This window comes from Shewanella sp. SW1 (assembly GCF_025653545.1).
GTDB classification, from domain to species: Bacteria; Pseudomonadota; Gammaproteobacteria; order Enterobacterales; family Shewanellaceae; genus Shewanella; species Shewanella oncorhynchi.
Genome location: NZ_JAKKSG010000033.1, coordinates 23,751 through 40,432, shown reverse-complemented (window position 1 = coordinate 40,432; position 16,682 = coordinate 23,751). Strand labels below are relative to the sequence as shown.

The 16,682-nt window shown below is 46.0% G+C and carries 17 protein-coding genes; 11 read left to right on the top strand and 6 right to left on the bottom strand.

From position 1 onward, the window contains the following. A partial coding sequence (locus L5M71_RS21875) for a transposase (protein WP_263193323.1) occupies positions 1–154 on the bottom strand: 154 nt, incomplete at its 3' end. A 156-nt stretch (positions 155–310) separates the two neighbouring features. Between L5M71_RS21875 and L5M71_RS21870 the strand changes: the two genes are divergently transcribed. Both L5M71_RS21870 and L5M71_RS21865 read left to right on the top strand, forming a co-directional pair. After that, the gene (locus tag L5M71_RS21870) at positions 311–2,107 is read left to right on the top strand and encodes an ABCB family ABC transporter ATP-binding protein/permease (RefSeq protein ID WP_113939107.1); all 1,797 of its coding nucleotides are present in this window, start codon (positions 311–313) and stop codon (positions 2,105–2,107) included. Between the two features lie 79 nt (positions 2,108–2,186). After that, on the top strand, positions 2,187–2,444 hold the full coding sequence (locus tag L5M71_RS21865; protein WP_105250225.1) for a hypothetical protein: 258 nt from the start codon (positions 2,187–2,189) through the stop codon (positions 2,442–2,444). Positions 2,445–2,552: 108 nt separating this feature from the next. Here the strand turns inward: L5M71_RS21865 and L5M71_RS21860 are convergent, their stop codons facing one another. From L5M71_RS21860 to L5M71_RS21850, 3 genes are all read right to left on the bottom strand, one after another. Beyond that, positions 2,553–2,762, bottom strand: coding sequence for a hypothetical protein (locus L5M71_RS21860; protein ID WP_105250224.1), 210 nt, complete (start codon positions 2,760–2,762; stop codon positions 2,553–2,555). A 151-nt stretch (positions 2,763–2,913) separates the two neighbouring features. Further along, positions 2,914–4,404: an FMN-binding glutamate synthase family protein gene (locus L5M71_RS21855; RefSeq protein ID WP_173496712.1), complete on the bottom strand. Its 1,491-nt coding sequence runs from the start codon at positions 4,402–4,404 to the stop codon at positions 2,914–2,916. Between the two features lie 11 nt (positions 4,405–4,415). Beyond that, a complete protein-coding gene (locus tag L5M71_RS21850; RefSeq protein WP_263209763.1) occupies positions 4,416–5,033 on the bottom strand; it encodes a SixA phosphatase family protein in 618 nt (205 codons plus the stop codon). A 226-nt stretch (positions 5,034–5,259) separates the two neighbouring features. Between L5M71_RS21850 and L5M71_RS21845 the strand changes: the two genes are divergently transcribed. From L5M71_RS21845 to L5M71_RS21835, 3 genes are all read left to right on the top strand, one after another. After that, positions 5,260–5,877 carry a DUF5610 domain-containing protein gene (locus L5M71_RS21845; protein WP_263209761.1) on the top strand — a complete coding sequence of 206 codons (618 nt, stop codon included), beginning with the start codon at positions 5,260–5,262 and terminating at the stop codon, positions 5,875–5,877. 124 nt (positions 5,878–6,001) lie between these two features. Then, the gene (locus tag L5M71_RS21840) at positions 6,002–6,751 is read left to right on the top strand and encodes a ferredoxin--NADP reductase (RefSeq protein ID WP_105250220.1); all 750 of its coding nucleotides are present in this window, start codon (positions 6,002–6,004) and stop codon (positions 6,749–6,751) included. Between the two features lie 92 nt (positions 6,752–6,843). After that, positions 6,844–7,440 (top strand): glutathione S-transferase N-terminal domain-containing protein, encoded by a 597-nt coding sequence (locus L5M71_RS21835; RefSeq protein ID WP_131525196.1) that lies wholly within the window; start codon positions 6,844–6,846, stop codon positions 7,438–7,440. 14 nt (positions 7,441–7,454) lie between these two features. Here the strand turns inward: L5M71_RS21835 and L5M71_RS21830 are convergent, their stop codons facing one another. Continuing rightward, the gene (locus tag L5M71_RS21830; RefSeq protein WP_113939102.1) at positions 7,455–7,856 is read right to left on the bottom strand and encodes a hypothetical protein; all 402 of its coding nucleotides are present in this window, start codon (positions 7,854–7,856) and stop codon (positions 7,455–7,457) included. A 220-nt stretch (positions 7,857–8,076) separates the two neighbouring features. On the opposite strand from L5M71_RS21830, the gene L5M71_RS21825 reads away from it, so the two are divergent. The 5 genes from L5M71_RS21825 (at position 8,077) to L5M71_RS21805 (ending at position 14,913) form a co-directional block, all read left to right on the top strand. Then, complete coding sequence (locus L5M71_RS21825; protein WP_113939101.1) at positions 8,077–9,084, top strand: Fe(3+) ABC transporter substrate-binding protein; 1,008 nt, start codon at positions 8,077–8,079, stop codon at positions 9,082–9,084. 76 nt (positions 9,085–9,160) lie between these two features. Further along, the gene (locus L5M71_RS21820) at positions 9,161–10,792 is read left to right on the top strand and encodes an ABC transporter permease (RefSeq protein WP_173247444.1); all 1,632 of its coding nucleotides are present in this window, start codon (positions 9,161–9,163) and stop codon (positions 10,790–10,792) included. Then, positions 10,792–11,871, top strand: coding sequence for an ABC transporter ATP-binding protein (locus L5M71_RS21815; RefSeq protein WP_173496716.1), 1,080 nt, complete (start codon positions 10,792–10,794; stop codon positions 11,869–11,871). Before L5M71_RS21820 ends, L5M71_RS21815 begins: the two co-directional genes overlap by 1 nt. Positions 11,872–12,016: 145 nt before the next feature. After that, on the top strand, positions 12,017–13,729 hold the full coding sequence (gene ggt, locus L5M71_RS21810) for a gamma-glutamyltransferase (RefSeq protein WP_263209757.1): 1,713 nt from the start codon (positions 12,017–12,019) through the stop codon (positions 13,727–13,729). Between the two features lie 248 nt (positions 13,730–13,977). Beyond that, positions 13,978–14,913, top strand: coding sequence for a Dyp-type peroxidase (locus L5M71_RS21805; RefSeq protein WP_113939098.1), 936 nt, complete (start codon positions 13,978–13,980; stop codon positions 14,911–14,913). A gap of 73 nt (positions 14,914–14,986) precedes the next feature. Here the strand turns inward: L5M71_RS21805 and L5M71_RS21800 are convergent, their stop codons facing one another. After that, on the bottom strand, positions 14,987–15,889 hold the full coding sequence (locus L5M71_RS21800) for a LysR family transcriptional regulator (RefSeq protein WP_263209755.1): 903 nt from the start codon (positions 15,887–15,889) through the stop codon (positions 14,987–14,989). A gap of 106 nt (positions 15,890–15,995) precedes the next feature. Here L5M71_RS21800 and L5M71_RS21795 point away from each other — a divergent pair, with 106 nt between their 5' ends. Next, the gene (locus tag L5M71_RS21795; RefSeq protein WP_263209753.1) at positions 15,996–16,628 is read left to right on the top strand and encodes an NAD(P)-dependent oxidoreductase; all 633 of its coding nucleotides are present in this window, start codon (positions 15,996–15,998) and stop codon (positions 16,626–16,628) included. Positions 16,629–16,682 lie beyond the last annotated feature (54 nt).

The window sequence follows — 16,682 nt, the reverse complement described above, 5'->3', positions numbered from 1 at the left end:
TAGGTAAATCTCGCCAAGGGATACCTGTTCTAAGGCGGTAAAGAATACCTTCGAATGTTTGTCTATGTTCAGGTTTGTCATAAACACGGCCTGTGCTTTTCATTAAATGAAATAGCTTTTCCCAGCGTGCATCGGTTAGCATAAGTCTTGGCATGGCTTGAGGTTATGGTTACTTTTGGCGAAGCAAATTATAACGTCTTGCCATGCTGTCTAAAAATTACTCTCGAAAGATCAACAGACCCTAGTTTCGCTTAGCTTATGTTCGGTGTGAACTGTTACAATTGGCATAACTCATTCAAGGTTATGTCCTATGCGCCCAACGTTATATTTTGAAGGTCCAGTCGATAAATTAAACTGGCACGTCATGAAACTGCTTTGGCCTTACTTATTAGAATACAAAGGTCGTATTGCGCTGGCGATGTCATGCCTCATCATCGCTAAGCTGACCAGCGTGGCTCTGCCTTTTATTCTGAAGCATTTGGTCGACACCTTAGACGCTGATAAAACAGCGCAAGCCCTTAGTGTGCCCGTAGGATTAGTGTTGGCCTATGGCGCGGTACGTTTACTAACGGCGATTACGGGGGAGATCCGCGATACCTTGTTTGGCCGCGTAACAGAGCGGGCGATCCGCCGTTTAGGTTTAGCGGTATTCGACCATTTACACCGACTTGACCTCGATTTTCATCTAGAGCGCAAAACCGGCGGCCTATCCCGTGATATTGAACGCGGCACCAGCGGCGTGAGTTTCCTCATGCGTTTTATGGTGTTCAACATAGTGCCGACCTTGCTCGAAATTGTCATGGTGATCGGCATTTTCTTCTATAACTATGGCATTGCGTTTGCGGCAATCACTTTTGTTGCTGTGCTGGCTTATATTATTTTTTCTGTGGTCGCGACCGAATGGCGTACTGAGTATGTTCGTGATGCGGCCAAGGCTGACTCGTTATCGAATACCCGCGCCATCGACAGCTTGCTGAACTATGAAACGGTAAAGTATTTTAATAATGAAAAGTATGAGTCGCAGCGCTATGACCAAGCGCTTGAACAGTGGGAGATCGCTAAGCGTAAGAATCGCTTATCTTTGTTTGCGCTAAATGGCGGACAAGCTGTGATTATCGCTTTGGCGATGACGGCTATGATGGCGCTGGCGGCATACAGAGTTACCTATGGCGATATGACCTTAGGTGATTTTGTGTTGATTAATGCGTTTATGATGCAGCTCTTTTTACCCCTTAACTTCTTAGGTTTTGTGTATCGCGAAATTCGCGGCGCGTTAGCCAATATTGAGCGCATGTTTAGCTTGCTCGATAAACATCCTATGATAGTCGACTTACCCCAAGCACTCGATTTTCAACCCACTAAGGGTGAGTTGATATTTGAAAATGTTAATTTTAGCTACGATGAGCGGCAAATTCTGCGGGATGTGAGTTTTAAGGTTGAAGCCGGTAAAAAGGTGGCTGTTGTAGGTGATAGTGGTGCAGGTAAATCGACCCTGATTAAACTGCTATTTCGATTTTACGATGTGGACCAAGGTGCGATTAAAATCGATGGACAAGATATCCGCCATCTCACGCAAGATGCGCTGCGGCGTGCCATTGCCATAGTGCCGCAGGATACTGTGCTATTTAACGATTCATTAGTCGAAAATATACGTTATGGTCGCCCAAGCGCGACGGATGAAGAGGTGCGTAACGCGATAAAACTGGCGCACTTAGAGCAATTTATTGCATCACTTGCCCTTGGTTGGGACACAAAGGTGGGTGAGCGCGGCTTAAAACTCTCTGGCGGAGAAAAACAGCGGGTCGCGATAGCAAGGGCCATTTTGAAGGGCTCGCCAGTGCTGGTGTTTGATGAGGCGACATCTTCACTCGATAGTCGCTCCGAGCAAGCTATTTTGTCGGCACTGCGGGAAGTCGCTAAGGGGCACACTAGCCTAGTGGTGGCTCATAGGTTATCGACCATAGTCGATGCCGATCAAATAGTCGTATTAAGCCAAGGAGAAATAGTTGAGCAAGGTAATCATCAGACTTTGCTGTTGGCAAATGGTCTCTATGCCAAATTATGGCGGATACAAAATGAGCAACAACATACTCCTCTGAGCAGTTAATAGCGCAATACAGTTCAGTCTTTATTCAGCTTCGGCTCTCTATACTCAATGCCAACACATCAATCGGAAGAGATCTGGCATGGAAAATATTACACTGAGAGCTAATATTGAAGGCAAAGAAGAAAAAGTCGCCACTGATTGGTATGCCATCATGGCGACATTGAAAAAACGTGGTGTTGATTATGATTCATTGCAACGCATTCATGCTGAATTGAATGCGGGCCTGTTGGTTACTACTCGGCGACTTACCTTGGCTAAAGTCAATCCAGAAATGGTGCTTGCAGGTGTGATCCGCGATATGAACGCGCCGACAAGTGACTTTATGGGTATGCGTTAGGTGTGTTCGCTAGTGCTTTAGTACAGTTTAGGTGAGAACGTCCGAGAATAGAGGTGAGCCTCTATTCTTGATGCTCTAGAGAGACTCCAGAGATAAAATATGGCTGAATTAAGCTACGCCGTTCAGCTTTCCCGCTTTCCAACCTTCACATAAAAGATTCAATTTAGGTACTGACTCATCTATCAAAGTGAGTCGAATGATCTGCCCTTCGCGAAAACACACCAGTTCACCTTCGATCTCGGTCAGGCGATTACAGCTCTTACAGCTAGTGCTTACAGTTTTACTGGCGGGCAGTTGGCTTACGAAGCTAGATTTCAAAGTGTTTCCTTAAGTTCAATTGTGGGTAAGACATTTGAATAATGTCTCACGTCACGGATCTTACCTCTTTTGTGATACGCATTCAAATATACCTTATGTAAACCCTATATAGACGAAAGTTGTATTCGCCATTAACCGCGAGGGTTCGCGGCTACTTATCCATATGTGCATAGTATTTATCGAGTGAAATGGATAAACCGCTATCGAGTACAATTCGGACATGTGAGGGTTTGAGTTGTCTTGGTTCTGTCACTCCGCAAGAGTGCGCAATTAAGGCTAAGTCATGGTGTAAATTATGATTATAGTTAGCAACACGAGCCGATTTATCCCTAGGATCGAGTCCTTGTTGTAGCTTGGGATTGTGCGTTGTGATGCCCGTTGGGCAGGTATCTCTATTGCACTGTAAGGCTTGAATACAACCTAGGGCGAACATATTACCGCGGGCCGATGCGATGAAGTCTGCACCTAATGCCAAAGCCCAAGCGACTCTTGATGGCACTATGAGTTTACCCGAAGCGATGACTTTGATGCGTTTACGCAAGCCTCGTTGGATCAAGACATTAACTAGGATAGGTAAGCTTTCCTTCAGTGGTAATCCGACATAATCCATTAAAGGTTGTGGTGCAGCGCCTGTGCCGCCATCGGCACTGTCTAAAGTAAAGAAGTCGGGGGCAGAGTCTTCGCCACGACGTTCGATTTCATCACATAAATCTTCGAGCCACTGTACGTCACCGAGTACGGCCTTAATGCCCGTTGGTTTACCTGTAACTTCACGTACTCGTTCAACCATATCCAAAATATCGTTCACGGATTTGAATTCAATATGACCATTAGGGCTAATAGAGTCATAACCCTGAGGAATACCGCGGATATGGGCAATTTCAGCTGTGACTTTGATCCCTGGTAAAATGCCGCCTTTGCCCGGTTTAGCTCCTTGACTCATTTTAATTTCAAACATTTTGACTTCGGGATGAATGGCTATCGACTTGAGCTTTTCATCGTCTAAATGTCCGTGCTCATTACGTACACCGTATTTGGCCGTTCCAATTTGAAAGACGATATCGCAGCCACCTTTTAGATGATAAGGGCTCAAGCCGCCTTCACCTGTGTTAAGCCAGCAACCCGCCTGCGCTGCACCGTGGGAAAGGGCGGTAATTGCTGGGCGCGATAGCGCGCCAAAGCTCATGGCTGAAATATGACAAATGGCTTGAGTCGTATAGGGTTGGCGGCAATTGGTGCCAATTGTCAGTGGATGAATGGGTGTGATCTCTTCATCTTGGGTTGGGAAGGCGGTATTCATAAACATAACAGTACCGGCTGTATCCAAGGGGCGAGTCGAACCAAAGGCGATAGTTCTATCGACATTTTTAGCGGCGCGGTACACCCAGCTGCGTTCAGCACGGTTGAAGGGCAATTCTTCCCTGTCTTGGGCGAAAAAGTATTGTCTAAAGAACTCGCCTTGTTTCTCGAACAGATACCGAAAGCGACCAATTACAGGATAGTTATGTCTTACCGCTTGTTTGGTCTGCATTTTATCTGCGATATACATGTAAATAACCGCGAGTACTGCGAGTCCTATTACAATCAAAAACAGCCCTGAAAATAGATCGAGTCCCCACATAAACCAATTGAGTTCACTCATGTTATTTATCCTTATTCTTGTCCGTAACGGGTGGCGATCAAGCTCGCAGGTTGGTCATCATTAAGAGAGAGTAAAAACAGCTGGCTATAGTCATCTTCGCTGATCGCTTGGATCTCTGGTCCGCCAAGGGCTTTAATGATCAGTGGGACAGTGTTTGAATGCCCAACGATGAGTGTATTGCCCTTTACAGCATGCACTTGTTCGACAATGTGTTGAATATGTCCTTCGATAGGTTTGGCTGCTTCTACTATCGTCACAGGTAAATGGCGAGCCTCGGCGATGGGCGCGAGTGTTTGTTGGGTTCTTAGGTATTGAGTCGCAATAAGTTGCGAAAGCGGCGTGCGGCTCAAGGCAGTGATCAGTGATGCTGCGCGTATTTCTCCCTTTGGTGATAACTGCGGGTTATTGGCTGGCGTGTCGGCTTTTTCTGCATGTCTGACTAAAATAATTAGTCTGCTTTCAGCATGAGCTTGGCTAATGTGAGTAAAGCCGAGGCAAGTGAATATGACGAGGATTGTTAGCAGGCTAAAGCGTTTCATATTGATGACCACATTATGCTTAAAATAGTGCTTAAGGATTAGTGTAAACCCGTGAAAGCGGAAATGACTCAAACTGCGGCCTGCTGCCATGGTGTAACATCCTTTTCTATTGGCTTATGTCTAAGCTAAGCGATAGTAATGATCTGCATTGCGGTGGGTTGGCGCTTTATGCACCTTATTAAAGAATGAACCCACTTAATTTATGTGGGCCTTATCATGGCCTTGTGGTCAGATGGTACTTCAATTCTAAAAATTACTAAAGCTGGTTAAATTTTGGTCGATAATTAAGTCGACCCGAATTGAATGGATAGTCATCATGGAAATCAATAAACCCCCTCAAGTGCAAAGTACCCCTTTGCCACAGAAAAAATATGCTGAAAACGCGGCGTCTAAGGGCACCGAAGTGAGTGATTCGAAGGACGCGAAAGCCACATCGAGGCAAACGGCATACCAGACAAGTAAGTTATTAATGAATCAAGCGATTTTATCGGCGCAGCAAGAGGTCAACATTAAGTCAGGCGATCAGTCTATGACCTTGCTCTATCGTGCTGCTATTGATGCCATAAACAAAGAGCTAGCGCCTACTATGGGCGAAAACGCGACTCAAACCGCTTATGATAATGGCGTTGATATGTCTCCAGAGGCCACAGCTGATCGCATTGTGAATTTTGCGACTAAATTCTTTGGGATTCATCAGCAGCAACATTCAGGTATGAGCTTAGATGAACAACTCGATAGCTTTATGGGGATTATTGGCGGTGCCATCGACAATGGCTTTAAAGAGGCTAAAGATATTCTGTCCGGCCTTAAAGTATTGCAGGGTGATATTGCCGATGGTGTCGATAAAACCTACAGCTTAGTGCAAGAGGGGCTGCAAGCCTTTAGAGATAGCTTTAACAAGAAGACTGATGAGACAGCATCGAGTCCGAGTTAATACCTCAGTATTTTCAGTTCTATATTCAGCGTTATAGTCATAAGCCCCTTATATAAGGGGTTTTTGTTGTGCAGAAAAAAGTCTATGCTGGAAGCCTATTTAACGTTTCGCTTGAGGGCAAGTTATGTGGATTAGGGGACAGGTGATAGAACGTATTGATTGGAGTGATAAGTTATTCTCATTGCGCATTGCTGCCGAGTTAGCTCCATTTATTCCAGGTCAGTTTATCAAGTTAAGTCAAATGCAAGATGATAAGCGTGTGGCTAGAGCCTACTCCTTAGTCAATTCTCCCGATAAACCCTATGCCGAGGTGCTCGCCGTTGCGGTAGAGGATGGCTTGTTATCGCCTCAATTACATAATCTTGCAATAGGCGATGAAATTGAAATTACCTCAACCGCGACTGGTTTTATGACCTTAGCTGAAATTCCTAAGGGTGAACTCCAAGGGAAGCATTTGTGGTTTTTAGCCACAGGAACAGCAGTAGGGCCATTTTTGTCTATGCTCGACACCGATGAACCTTGGGAGCGTTTTGAAAAAGTCGTGCTTGTGTATGGCGTGCGCGAGGCACAGGATTTGGCATATCTTGATAAGCTGCGTAATTTAGAACGCAAATACCCTGAACAATTTACATTAGTCTTGAGTGTGACCCGTAAACCCTTTGCCGATGCTTTGCAGTGCCGCATTCCCGAGGGGATCGTCTCGGGTGAAATCGAAAAAAAGGCAGGATTAACCTTAAACGCAGCTGACTCTCAAGTTATGATCTGCGGCAATCCGGGTATGATTAACGGTGCGCAAGCCGCTTTACTCGATAAAGGGTTAGTGAAGAATTTACGCCGTGCTCCTGGGCAAATTACCGTTGAAAAATACTGGTAATCTCAATTTTACATAGAAGGCGAGAGTAAACTTGTTTCCGTTCTTGCCCCTAAAAAGCCATAGCGTTTAATGCAAACAAAAGGAAATTTTTGATGAAGTTGTTAAGTTCTCAAGCTTCGCCCTATGCCCGTTGTGTAAGAGCCTTAATCCAGTATCTAGGGATTAACAATATTGAAGAGCAGTTAGTTAATCCCTTTGAAAACAGCGCAGAATTACTCGATGCTAACCCGTTAGGACAGATCCCGTGTCTTATTACCAACGATGGTGTAGCACTATTCGATAGTGAAGTGATCATGCGTTACCTAGATGCAGAGCTTGGCGATCGTAAGATGTTTGGGATCTCAAATAATAACTGGGTGCTGGAGTGTCAGTATTCTTTAGTTAAAGGCTTAATCGATAGCGCGGTGAAATTACGCCAAGAGCAAATGCGTGAAGAAGAAGGCGTGAGATCAGTATTTTGGACTGCACGTTTTGAACAAGCACTACTGCGCGGCCTTATGCAGATTGAGCTTCAAACTGTGATCACCCAAACCACGATTCAAGCACCGCAATTAGCTTTGATTTGCTTACTCGATTATGTGGATTTTAGACATCCAGAGCTAGATTGGCGTAAGGTTGCACCTGCGACAGCACTTTGGTTCAGTGAAATGCGTGATTTACCTGCATTTATTCAAACTCGTCCCCAATAATCCGCAGAGGATGCTCAACCGTCGGTTGCGCGTCTTCCTTTTGGCCTATCACGGCGATTTTGTTCACCAAAAGCGCCGAATAACTCACGAGTAACCCCATATTCTACTCTGCGATCATTGCCTAGTTGGCGCCTGTCTTCATGGTGTTGATAGCGGCATTGGCAGTTTGCCATAGTGCATTCTTCCATCGGAATTTCGGGCGCATCTTTCGATAAAAATCGTTTTCCAGAAAGCGCTTCAATCTGCTCACAGCAACTGCCGTTATTCACTATGCTCACACTGTGAAAACTGTGAGTTTTATTAATGCTGGGATCTGCAACTTGAGAAGAGTGTTTATGTCTTTTGGGACTAGTATTGAGTTTGAATAAGCCAAATAGCGCAATTGCGGCTACGCCTAGCAGCAAAACAGTAAACATAACGCCTCCTGAAAGCATTTTAATCAAATTAAGGTTCAGTTTAGTTTGATTTGAGATAATCTCAAATTTTCAGATTAATGCCATTAAAAACATAAAGTTAATTAGCTGCTTGCTCTCAAGTTCCGTATCTATTACTCTTGCGAAACTGATAAGCATTATCATTAATGCGTTAGTGTTCAAATTTTGCTGAACACGTCATCACTTTGGGGAGAATTCGGTAATGAAATGGGTAACTTGCGCGGCTGTTTTTGGGTTAATGTCGGTTGGGCATTCAGCGAATGCAGATGATAAATTAACCGTTTATTCTTATCGTCAAGCTTTCTTGGTGGAGCCTATCCTGACGCGTTTCACCGAAGAAACTGGCATAGGTGTGAATTTGGTATTTGCTAAAGACGGTATTGCCGAGCGTCTCGTCCGTGAAGGCCGTTTATCCCCAGCGGATCTTGTGCTGACGTCTGATTTTTCACGTTTAGTTGAATTAGTGGATAAAGATCTAACCTCTCCAGTCAAAAATCCCCTGCTAGAGAGTAATATTCCTGCGCAGTATCGCGATCCCGACGGCCAGTGGTATGCCCTGACTATGCGGGTGCGAAATCTCTATACAGCCAAGGATCGTTTAGGCCAGCAGCAATTGACCTATGAAGAATTAGCCGATCCCAAATATAAAGGAAAGATTTGTACTCGCAGTGGTAAACATCCATACAACATAGCGTTAGTAGCATCTATGATTGCTCATCACGGTGAAGCTGAGGCAAAAACTTGGTTACAAGGCGTGAAAACTAATTTAGCCCGTAAACCTCAGGGGAACGACAGGGGGCAAATTGCCGCAGTAAAAGAAGGTGTGTGTGAGATCGCCATTGGTAATAGCTACTATTACGGCAATATGTTGCAGGATCCTGAGCAAAAGGCGATTGCCGAAGCTGTGACGCTCAACTTCCCGAACCAAGCTGACCGCGGTGCCCATGTGAATGTGTCTGGTATGGTACTCACTCGCCATGCGCCTAATAAAGCCAATGCGATCAAATTGATGGAGTTCTTATCCGCCGATGTGGCTCAGAAGGCCTATGCCGATGTGAATATGGAATATCCAGTGAAAGCCGATGTGGCACCTTCATCTTTAGTGGCTTCATGGGGTAAGTTTAAGTCAGATCAATTGCCCATTTTTAAGTTGGCAGAATATCACCAAGCGGCGGTTAAGCTATTAGATGAAGTGCAGTTTGATCTCTAGCTCCAGTGCTAGCGACAAAATGCAGATTTAGGTTATCAGCGCCAGTGATTGGCGCTGTGATGTTTTAAGGATTGACATGATTTTAGGATTAGCCAGAAGCTGGTCGCTTGCTGGTTATGCCGTGGCTGCCTTGCTGGTATTGCCACTATTTGCGTTGATATTTCAAGCTTTTCAGCCTGACGAAGCCGTGTTTGGGCACTTGATGGCAACGGTTCTGCCGACATATATCATTAACAGTTTATTGCTGATTTTCTGGGTGAGTCTGGGGGCGTTATTACTCGCTTTACCCTGCGCTTGGTTGATGGCTCGTTGTGAATTTGTCGGCAGGCGATATTTGCAATGGGCGCTATTATTGCCCCTCGCTATGCCTGCGTATATTGTCGCCTACGTCTATACCGATTTACTCGATTATGCGGGGCCAGTGCAGCGCGGTCTTCGTTCGATATTTGGCTGGGACTCACCGCAGGATTATTTCTTCCCCGATATTCGTACCTTAGGCGGCGCGGCGTGTATGTTGTCGCTGGTATTGTTTCCCTATATTTATCTCTTGGCGCGTACCGCTTTTATGGAGCAATCCTTAAGTTTGGCACATGCTTCGCGCATTATGGGCTGTTCACCGTGGCAAAGTTTTTGGCGTTTATCTTTGCCTATGGCAAGGCCTGCGCTCGCCGTTGGGGTGGCTTTAGTGGCGATGGAGACGGCCGCTGATTTTGCAACGGTTAACTATTTTGCCGTGCCTACCTTAACGACAGCCGTGTACGACACTTGGTTGGGTTATGGCAATTTGACCGCCGCCGCTAAGTTATCGGCGATTATCTTGCTGGTGGTATTTAGTCTGATTGGATTTGAGCGTTTTGCCCGTCGTAAACAGCAGTTATTCCAAAAACAATCACGAATACAAGCCACTGACTTGTATCGACTCTCGATGACTCAAACCTTGGTCGCACTCAGCTTTTGCGGCATGCTATTGCTATTAGCCTTTCTGTTACCTTTCGGGATTTTATTATCCTATGCCATTGGTTACTTTGAACAAAGCTGGGATAAGAGTTTTTGGCAATTGAGTCTTAACAGCCTCAGTCTAGCGCTGATCACCAGTTTACTCTGTTGCTTAATCGCCTTACTGCTTATGTTCGTTCGCCGGATAAGCCCAAGACAGAGTGATGCTTTGCCCTCACGGTTAGCTTCGACGGGCTATGCCTTACCTGGCACTGTGCTGGCTATTGGGGTATTAGTGCCTTTAACTATGTTAGATTTTGCGATTAACGATCTGGCGGATCTTGTCGGCATAGCAGGTCCTGGTCTTATCCTTACAGGCAGTGTGATGGCATTGATTTTTGCTTTTTGTGTACGTTTCGTGGCAATTGCGATTGGCAGTGTTGAAAGCAGTTATAAACGCATCTCGCCATCGCTAGACATGGTGAGCCTGACCATGGGGCAAACTCCTAGGCAACTTTTGCGGCGGGTGCATTTGCCTTTACTTGCTAAGGGATTGTTTGCGGGTGCTTTATTGGTGTTTATCGAAAGCATGAAGGAACTGCCCGCTGCGTTATTGCTGCGGCCTATCGGCTTTGAGAATCTTGCAACTTATGTATTCCAGTTTGCGTCCGATGAAAAACTCGAGCACGGCGCATTAGCTGCTATTGTGATTGTACTGGTGGGTTTAGTGCCGCTTATTTATTTAAACCGTTCATTGGAGCATCACAGCTGATGACAAGTACGCTCAAGCTTAAGCAAATTCATAGCGATTATCAGGGCCAGCAAGTACTTAAAGGTTTGAGTTTAACGCTCGCTCAAGGGGAAATCCTGGCGTTGTTAGGCCCAAGCGGTTGTGGCAAGACGACCTTATTACGTGCGGTTGCTGGATTACAGGCCATAAGCCAAGGTGAAATCCAGATTAATGGCCGCATAGTGAGTGGCAATAGCCAGTTTGTACCTAGTGAGCAGCGCGGCATCGGCATGATTTTTCAAGACTATGCGCTTTTCCCTCATTTGACTGTGGCGGAAAATATCCTCTTTGGGGTGGCTAGATTGTCGGGCGCAGAACGTCAGGCACGTTTGGATGAAATGCTAGCCTTGGTCAAACTTGAAGGGTTGGCACAGCGTTATCCCCATGAATTATCTGGCGGTCAGCAGCAGCGAGTTTCGATTGCGCGGGCACTTGCCTATGAGCCGCAATTATTGCTGCTCGATGAGCCTTTTTCTAATATTGATGCCCAAGTGCGTTACGAGATGATGGCGGAAATTCGCAGCATCTTAAAACAGCGTAATGTCAGCGCGGTGTTTGTTACTCATAGCAAGGATGAAGCCTTTGTATTTGCAGATACTTTAGCCATCTTTAATCAAGGCATCATAGTGCAGCATGGTAGTGCCGAAGCTTTATATGCCGCCCCAAACAGCCGCTATGTGGCGGACTTTTTAGGTAGCGGTAATTACTTACCTGCAGCAGTGTTTGATGGGCACAGTGTTGTCACTCCCATAGGTCATTTAACGAGCCTCACGCCATTAAATTTGCCGAGCGAGTTCAGCGGAACAGTATTCTTGCGACCACAGCAATTGACGCTCAGCGCCGATGAACAGGGCGTTGGTACTATCACTGAGCGACGTTTCTTAGGCGCCTTTTGTCATTATTGGGTCAAAATTGAGGCCGCTTCCCATGCTTATTATGTGGAGGTGCGTAGCCAAATGATGCAGCTAAGTATCGGTCAAAAGGTTGGGGTAACGACTGAGCCGCATTCGCTTGTGCTGTTTGAATCTTCAGCATATTCAAACTGTGGGGACCCAATCTAAGCGATGAGTATTTATTCAATGCTGATATAGCATAGCCAACTAAAGTACGACATTTTTGCTTACGTTAAACTTGGGTCTATGCGGTATTGGTTGGTGATATTTTCGACCATCCTTGCTACTTTTATCCTCCGGTTTTGGAGGAATTATGATAAAAACAATAAATTCAATTTGCACCCTCGTTATTGTAGCAACGGCAATATCGTCTTCAGGAGTGATGGCCATGGATAGGATCACAGGTAAAGCCTTCGCAACGCGATCAGAAGTGTATGCAACCCAAGGGATGGCGGCGACCAGTCAGCCTTTAGCCACGCAAGTCGCTATTGATATACTCAAACAGGGCGGCAGTGCGGTCGATGCAGCGATTGCCGCTAACGCTATGTTAGGATTAGTCGAGCCAACGGGCTCGGGTGTCGGCGGGGACTTATTTGCTATCGTTTGGAGCGCAAAAGATAAACGCCTCTATGGTCTAAATGCATCGGGGCGCAGTCCCAAATCCTTAAGTTTAGAAAAGCTTAAATCCCTCGGATTAGACTATTTACCGCCGCTTGGACCTTTGCCGGTTTCTGTACCGGGCACTGTGGACGGTTGGTACGAGCTGCATAATAAGTTTGGTAAATTAGCTATGGCCGATAACCTCGCGCCTGCAATTCATTACGCCCGTGATGGTTTCCCTGTGTCAGAGTTGATTGCCTATTACCTTGATGGCAGTGGTAAAAAACTGGCTAAATTCCCCGGTTTTAAAGAAACCTATATGCCTAATGGTAAGATGCCTACCGTAGGGGAAATCTTTAAAAATCCCGCGCTTGCTAACACCTATGAGAAAATTGCCAAGGGCGGCCGCGATGCTTTCTATAAAGGTGATATTGCCAAAAGTATTGATAAGTACATGAAATCCCAAGGTGGTTATTTAAGTTATGATGACTTAGCGAGCCATACTAGCGACTGGATAGATCCCGTTTCGGTGAACTACCGTGGTTACGATGTGTGGGAACTGCCACCTAATGGTCAAGGCATTGCGGCGCTACAAATCTTAAAAACCATGGAACCCTTTAATGTGGCTGCCATGGGCTTTAATAGTCCTGAATATGTTCATTTATTTGTCGAAGCAAAGAAACTCGCCTTTGCCGACAGAGCTAAGTTTTATGCCGACATGGCCTTTAATAAAGTGCCCGTTACTGAGCTTATCTCACAGAAATATAACTATGATCGCGCTAAGTTTATTGACCCTACAAAAGCCGCCAAGAGTGTCGATGCGGGTAATCCAGCGTTGCAACATGGCGATACTGTGTACCTGACTACCGCTGACAAAGATGGCAACATGGTGTCACTCATTCAGAGTAATTACCGTGGTATGGGGTCAGGGATGACACCACCGGATCTCGGCTTTGTGCTGCAAGACCGCGGGCAAATGTTTGATTTAACGGAAGGGCGTTTTAATACCTACGCACCGGGCAAGCGTCCATTCCATACCATTATTCCGGCTTTTGTGACCAAAGACGGTAAACCTTGGCTGAGCTTTGGGGTGATGGGCGGCGCGACTCAGCCACAAATGCACGCGCAGATTGTAATGAATCTGATTGATTTTAAAATGAACTTGCAAGAAGCGGGCGATGCCCCCAGAATTTTGCATATGGGGTCAACCGAGCCCACAGGCGAAGTGATGAAGGATGGCGGCTACGTCAGTCTGGAATCAGGTTTTCCGGTAGAAACTCGTCGTGAGTTGATTAAGAAAGGCCATGTGCTGCGTGATGGACTTGGGGAATTTGGTGGCTATCAAGCCATTGGATTCAATGCCGAAACCGGCGTATATCGTGCGGCCTCTGAGAGTCGCAAGGATGGTCACGCCGCAGGCTATTAACACTAAGATAAATGCTAAGGTAAGCTCAACACTGAGTGAACCTGACGTCATTGATTCGATTTAACTGATTGGCGAGACTTTAATGGTCTCGTCAATTTTTATGTTTAAGGGTCTGGGGTGGGATAATGCTCCGCAATTGGGATTATCATAAACAGATCAGAGCAAACTGTGCGTTAGTTAATGTCATTTTTAGGTAAAGTTGCGGATAATATTGCCGAAAATGAATTTAGAAAAAGGGTGATAACCAAATGGATATTCAAAATATGCCGCGTGAACAGTTGGGTGTGTGTGCAGAGGGGAACCTACACAGTGTCTATTTGATGTTTAATGCCAATGACAATGTCGAGTCGCAATTACGTCCCTGTCTTGCCAACGTTGCGCAGTATATTTATGAGCTGACAGATCAATATTCCGACAGTGCATTCAATGGTTTTGTTGGTATTGGTGCTAATTATTGGGATAGCCTCTATCCTACTGCTCGCCCAGAACTGCTTAAACCTTTCCCTGCGATGCAAGTGGGCAGTCGTGAAGCGCCTGCAATTGAATATGATTTATTCGTGCATATTCGCAGTGATCGTTACGATATTCTGCATTTAGTGGCTAATGAAATCAGCCAAATGTTTGAAGATTTAGTGGAGTTAGTTGAAGAAGAGCGTGGCTTTAGATTTATGGATAGCCGTGATTTGACTGGTTTTGTCGATGGCACCGAAAACCCTAAGGGGCGCCACCGCCAGGAAGTGGCACTTGTGGGTGATGAGGATCCTGAGTTTAAAGGTGGCAGCTATATTCATGTGCAAAAGTATGCCCATAACTTGAGTAAGTGGCATAGGTTACCAGTTAAAAAACAAGAGGATATTATCGGCCGTACTAAGCAAGATAATATCGAGTATGAATCTGAAGATAAGCCACTGACCAGCCATATCAAGCGCGTTAATCTTAAAGATGCCGATGGTAAGTCAATGGAGATCCTGCGTCAGAGTATGCCCTATGGTTCGCTGAAGGAGCAGGGATTAATGTTTATCTCTAACTGCCGCACGCCAGAACATTTTGAAAAGATGCTGCATAGCATGATGTTTGGTGATGGCGAAGGCAATCATGATCACTTGATGCATTTTACTAAGGCGATGACAGGTTCATCTTTCTTTGCCCCCGCACTGGATTTTATGCTGCAGTTCGACGAATAAGCTTTCTATAATCAAGCCGAATTAGTATCAATCGAGACGCACTTAAGCTAACGCCTAAGTGCGTTTTTTTATGCTAATGCGCGGGAACCCATTTTTTGATATCGAGCTGCCATTGCAGGGCGGTGAAATCGATAAAGGCGCGCACTAGATTTTGCTGATAACTGCGGGACAAATATACCGCCCACAGGGTTTGGCCTGGTGTCGTAAATTCGGGTAAGACTTCTTTGAGCTGACCACTGGCAAGGTATTGGTTAGCCAAGTCACAGGGTAACCGCACTATGCCATGTCCACGTAGCGCTGCACTCACCAGCACGCCCATATCGTTAGCCCTAAGATTCCCTGAAACTTTGACGTGCTCAGCTTGCAGTTCTTTTAGAAAAGGCCAGTTTTGTTGCGCCGAGTGTATGAGGCAGTTGTGGGCCAACAGATCAATGGGTTCGAGGAGTGGCGTTGCGCTATCAAGATAGCTCGGCGCCGCGCAAAGTACCGCATCTATGGTCATCAAACGCCGAGCTATGAGATTCTCATCGGGCTGCTCAGTATAACGTAGCGCCACGTCGACTCGCTCATCTACCAATTGCGCAAAACTGTCCGACATCACCAGTTGAATGTTGACCTTAGGATGAATTTTAATAAAGCGATCGACGACATCAAACAGACTGTGCTGCCCAAGGCCAATAGGCGTAGCGATACGAATACTGCCTACCAGTTCACTGTTATGGCTGTGGGCACGGCTCTCCATGGCAGCAACTTCACTTAAGATCCGCTGGCAAAATTGTAGCGCTTCCTCACCCTGCAAAGTCAAGCTGGCGCTGCGCGTGGTGCGGTGTAATAAGCGTAAACTCAACCACTGCTCCACTTCTTGTATATGACGGGAAACCTGCAGGCGGCTGAGGTCTAAATGTTCGGCAGCTTTGGTAAAGCTGCCACAGTTTGCGACTTCGACGAAACTGCGTATCGCGGCAATTTTATCCACATTAGTATCCTATATTGAAACAATCATGCTCAATTATTGATGTTTATTAGGTGAAAAACTGCAAGTAAACTGGATCCAATGTAAATCATCTGAGTGAGACAATGAAATGAAAATCGCAATTTTAGGTGCAACGGGTTGGATTGGTGGTGCAATTTTAAAAGAAGCACAGAGTCGTGGACATCAAGTGACAGCGTTAGTGCGTGATCCAAGCAAGTTATCCGTGGCTGACGTGGCAGTACGTGCCGTGGATTTAGAGCAGCCATTGGTCGCCGATACTTTTGCTGGCGTAGATGTCGTGATTGCCGCCGTTGGTGGCCGCGCCCAACAAAATCATGGTCTAGTGGCGAGTACGGTTCAGCATTTACTGGATGTACTGCCTAACGCTAACGTGCCACGTTTATTGTGGGTCGGTGGTGCTGGGAGTTTAGAAGTAGCGCCGGGTGTGACGCTGGTCTCTAGCCCAGATTTCCCCGTAGCATATAAAGATGAGGCGTTAGCTCAGGGTGAAGCTTTGCAGGTATTCCGTGCGGCGCAAACGGCAATCAATTGGACCTTTGTGAGCCCAGCGGCTGAGATTTATCCCGGTGAGAGTGAAGGCCCGTACCGTCTTGGTGGCGACAGCTTCTTTACCGATGCCAATGGTCGCAGCCGCATTTCTGTTACAGATTACGCAAAAGCCATGATAGATGAAGCCGAAAAGGGCGCTCACCCAAACCAGCGCATCAGTGTGGCTTACTGATATCGTTATAGTTGAGTTAGATATTGTGAGTTAGATATTGTGCTTGAATGTGTA